The organism is Sphaerotilus sp., from assembly GCF_041083715.1.
In the GTDB taxonomy this organism is placed as follows: Bacteria; Pseudomonadota; Gammaproteobacteria; order Burkholderiales; family Burkholderiaceae_C; genus Sphaerotilus.
The window spans coordinates 1-3,527 of record NZ_JBFPGY010000093.1; the positions used below are offsets into that span (position 1 = coordinate 1).

Annotated in this window: 3 protein-coding genes and 1 pseudogene; all 4 read left to right on the top strand. The window is 70.2% G+C overall.

Annotated elements, in window-relative coordinates:
• Positions 1–909, top strand: a 909-nt coding sequence (locus AB3X43_RS04575) for a FliI/YscN family ATPase (protein ID WP_369428694.1), incomplete at its 5' end; no start/stop codon positions are given.
• Between the two features lie 38 nt (positions 910–947).
• On the top strand, positions 948–1,406 hold the full coding sequence (locus AB3X43_RS04580; protein WP_369428695.1) for a flagellar export protein FliJ: 459 nt from the start codon (positions 948–950) through the stop codon (positions 1,404–1,406).
• 5 nt (positions 1,407–1,411) lie between these two features.
• On the top strand, positions 1,412–3,079 hold the full coding sequence (locus AB3X43_RS04585) for a flagellar hook-length control protein FliK (protein ID WP_369428696.1): 1,668 nt from the start codon (positions 1,412–1,414) through the stop codon (positions 3,077–3,079).
• 128 nt (positions 3,080–3,207) lie between these two features.
• A pseudogene (locus tag AB3X43_RS04590) lies at positions 3,208–3,527 on the top strand (flagellar basal body-associated FliL family protein); the annotation flags it as partial.

A 3,527-nucleotide genomic window follows, 5' to 3' on the forward strand; every position in this document is an offset into this window, starting at 1 on the left:
CCGGTGCGCAAGCCGCTCGACACCGGCGTGCGCTCGATCAACGCGATGCTCACCGTCGGCAAGGGCCAGCGCATCGGGTTGTTCGCCGGCACGGGTGTGGGCAAGTCGGTCCTGCTCGGGATGATGGCGCGCTACACGGCCGCTGACGTGATCGTGGTCGGCCTGATCGGCGAGCGTGGCCGCGAGGTCAAGGAGTTCATCGAGGACATCCTGGGCGAGGAGGGCCGGCGGCGGTCGGTCGTCGTCGCCGCGCCGGCCGACGCGCCGCCGCTGAACCGGTTGCAGGGCGCGGCCTACGCCACCGCGGTGGCCGAGCACTTCCGCGACCAGGGGTTGGACGTGCTGCTGCTGATGGACTCGCTGACCCGCTATGCCATGGCGCAGCGCGAGATCGCGCTGGCCATCGGCGAGCCGCCGGCCACCAAGGGCTACCCGCCCAGCTGCTTCGCCAAGCTGCCGCAGCTCGTCGAGCGCAGCGGCAACGGCCACGCCGGTCTGGGATCGATCACGGCCTTCTACACGGTGCTCAGCGAAGGTGACGACCAGCAGGATCCGATCGCCGATGCAGCCCGGGGCATTCTCGACGGGCACATCGTGCTCTCGCGCGAGCTGGCCGAGTCGGGCCATTACCCGGCCATCGACATCGAGCGCTCCATCTCCCGCGTGATGACCAATGTGGCGACGCGCGAGCACATCGAGTCGGCCCGCCAGATGCGCAAGATGCTGTCCAGGCTGAGCAAGGCCCGCGACCTGATCCAGCTCGGTGCCTATGCGCCAGGCCATGACGCCGAACTCGATGCCGCTGTGCGTGCGCAGCCGGCCATGATGGCCATGCTGCAGCAGGACACCGGTGTGCGCGCGACGCTGGGTGACAGCCTGGCGCTGCTGCGCCACATCACCCGCCACTGATTCACGATCTCGCGCCGGTCCCCCTGCGCGCTCCGTTCATGCCAAAAGCCCTTGTGACCCTGCTCGAACATGCCGAGCGCCAGCGCGACCAGGCGCTGGCCTTGCAGCGGCGCGCCGACGAGGCGTTGTCGATGGCCGTGCAGCAGCAGACGCAGCTCACCGCCTACCGCCAGGACCACCAGAACCGCTGGTCCGCCGCGTTCAGCCAGTCGGTGGCCGTGCCGCTGCTGCACTGCCACCACGCTTTTTCCGGCCGGCTGCATGACGCGGTCGACCTGCAGGCCGGTCAGGTCGATCGGGCCCGCCAGACCCTGGTGAAGCGCCAGACCGACACGCTGGAGGCTGAGCGCCGTGTGGCTGCCATCAGCAAGCTGATGAAGCGCCGGTCCGATGCCATCAGCCTGCACCAGAACCGCCAGGAGCAGCGCCAGTCCGATGAACGGTCCGCCCGTGCCGCGTGGGCACGCAACAACGAGCCCGGCCGCCACGGCTGGTGAATGCCATGGACTCTCCCCTGTTGAATCTCGCACCAGCGCCCACCCATGCCCATGGCCGCGGTCCTGCTGCCCATGGAGCGGCTGAAACCCGTGCCGATCCGGGTGGTTTCGCCCGCATGCTGCAGGCGGCGGTCGCACCGGAGACCGCCACCGCCGCCACGGATGCACCGGCGACGGCGGCCGCGGAGGCTGTGCCGGATCCGGGTGCGGCTCCGATGGCGTGTGGCAAGGCCCCTGATGTGCCCGGCCTGGGGACTGGTGCCGTCGGGGCGCCGAATCCGAAAGCGGCGGCGATGCTGCTCCGACGTTCGCTGGCAGCGGGTCCGGATCGGCTGGCCGAAGCAGCCCGGTCCGACGTGCACAGGCCGGCGGATGCCGAGACCGGTCTGGGCACGGTCGGTGCGGATGCCGAGCCAGTCGCCGCCGAAGCAACCGCCGCGACCGACACTGCGACCGACACCGCGGGCCGCTCCTCCCGATCCAAGGCCAAGAGCCCCGATGCGGGCGATCCGGCTGCATCGTCCTCGACCAGCACCTCGCTGATGCAGTGGATGCTGCAGATGGCGTCGCCGGCTGCCATGGCCGTGCCGACTCCCGCGCCGGTGGCCGCTCCAGCGGCCGAGCCGGGTCGCTTGGGCCTCGGTCGCCAGGAGGGGGACTCTCTGCTGCAAGCGGCGCTGCCCGCTGGATTGCTCGGCCGATCCGAACCGGTCGGACCGGACAGGGAGGTTCGTGGCAGCGGTGCTGGCAGGCATGGCAAGCTGGAGGCCGCGCTTGCGGCCACCGATGGATCGGGTGACCAGGCCACCGCGGCCGAGCGATTGCCGGGAGCCAGCAGAAAGCCCGAGGTGCCCTCGGCCATGCCAGCCGCACCGCTTCCGACGGCAGAGTCGGTGGCAGGTGCGGGCGTGCTGCCACCGCCCCAGGTGCCGGCAACGCCTTCGGTCGGCCCGGCCGAATCGAGCCGCTCGACCGCACAGGAGTCGGTGCAGGGTGTCGGGGCGGCCGCCAGTTCCGATGCCCAGGCGCTGCTGTCCGCGGCGCAGGCCGTGGCCACCGCGGCTGCAGCGGCCACGCCGACCGCCATGGCGGGTGGCAGTCCGGTGGTGGCCCCGGCCCAGACCTGGATCCAGACGCCGGTGACGCAGCCAGGGTTCTCGGATGAGGTGGTGGTGGCGCTGGTGCGGCGGGCCGGGCAGGCCGAGCAGGGTCGGCAGGAGGTGACCTTGCACCTGAATCCGGCCGAGATGGGGCCGGTGTCGGTGTCGCTCGAGCTGAACGGCAGCACCGCCCGGATCGAGTTCGGCGCCAGCGAAGCCCTCACACGGCACCATCTGGAGGCCACCTTGTCGGGTCTGACCGAGGCGTTTCGGGACGAGGGGCTGTCCCTGACCCACAGCCGCGTGCACGAGGTGTCCAAGGACGCGCTGGCTGCCAGCGCGGCCGGCAGTGGCAGCAGTGACCTGACAGGGGCGGGGTCCGGCAGTGCGGGATCAGATGCCCGCTCGCGGAGCGATGCCTTCATGGATGGCCGATCCGGTTTCGGCGATCGTGCACCCCGCCGCCAGGCGGAGATGTTCTCGATCGATGGACGCGCCGTGGGCACGGCGCGTGAACCCCTTTCGATCGGTCCGTCGCCGGGGCGTGCCGGACGTCTCGACTTGTTCGCCTGATCGGGGTCCGTGCCGCCTATCTCCGGATTTGCTGCGCTTTTCCGAACATCGGTGCCGGGGTCCGGTCCCAATAATCGCCTTCAATCAGAGGTCACACCACGGGGACCTCAAGCACGCAGGAGAAGGACATGTCGGCTGCCGCTGCGAGTGCGGAACAAACTGTTGCGAAGAAGGGGTCCAAGAAGCTCTGGATCATCATCGGCGTTGTCGTCCTGCTGGTTGCCGGAGGAGGCGGCGGCTACGTGATGATGAAGCGCAAGGCCGATGCCGCTGCGGAAGCAGAAGGTGGTGGTCATGGCGATGCGGCCGATGCCGCGCCGGCGCACAAGCCCCACAAGCGGGACGCCCATACGCCGCCGGCCTATCTGCCGCTGGAGCCCTTCGTCGTCAACCTGGCGGACCGCGACAGCGACCGCTATGCCCAGATCGGCATCACGCTGGAGATCGA

Coding starts and splice junctions, on each gene's coding strand:
- AB3X43_RS04585 (WP_369428696.1), top strand. CDS start 1,412: ATGGACTCTCCCCTGTTGAATCTCGCACCAGCGCCCACCCATGCCCAT.
- AB3X43_RS04580 (WP_369428695.1), top strand. CDS start 948: ATGCCAAAAGCCCTTGTGACCCTGCTCGAACATGCCGAGCGCCAGCGC.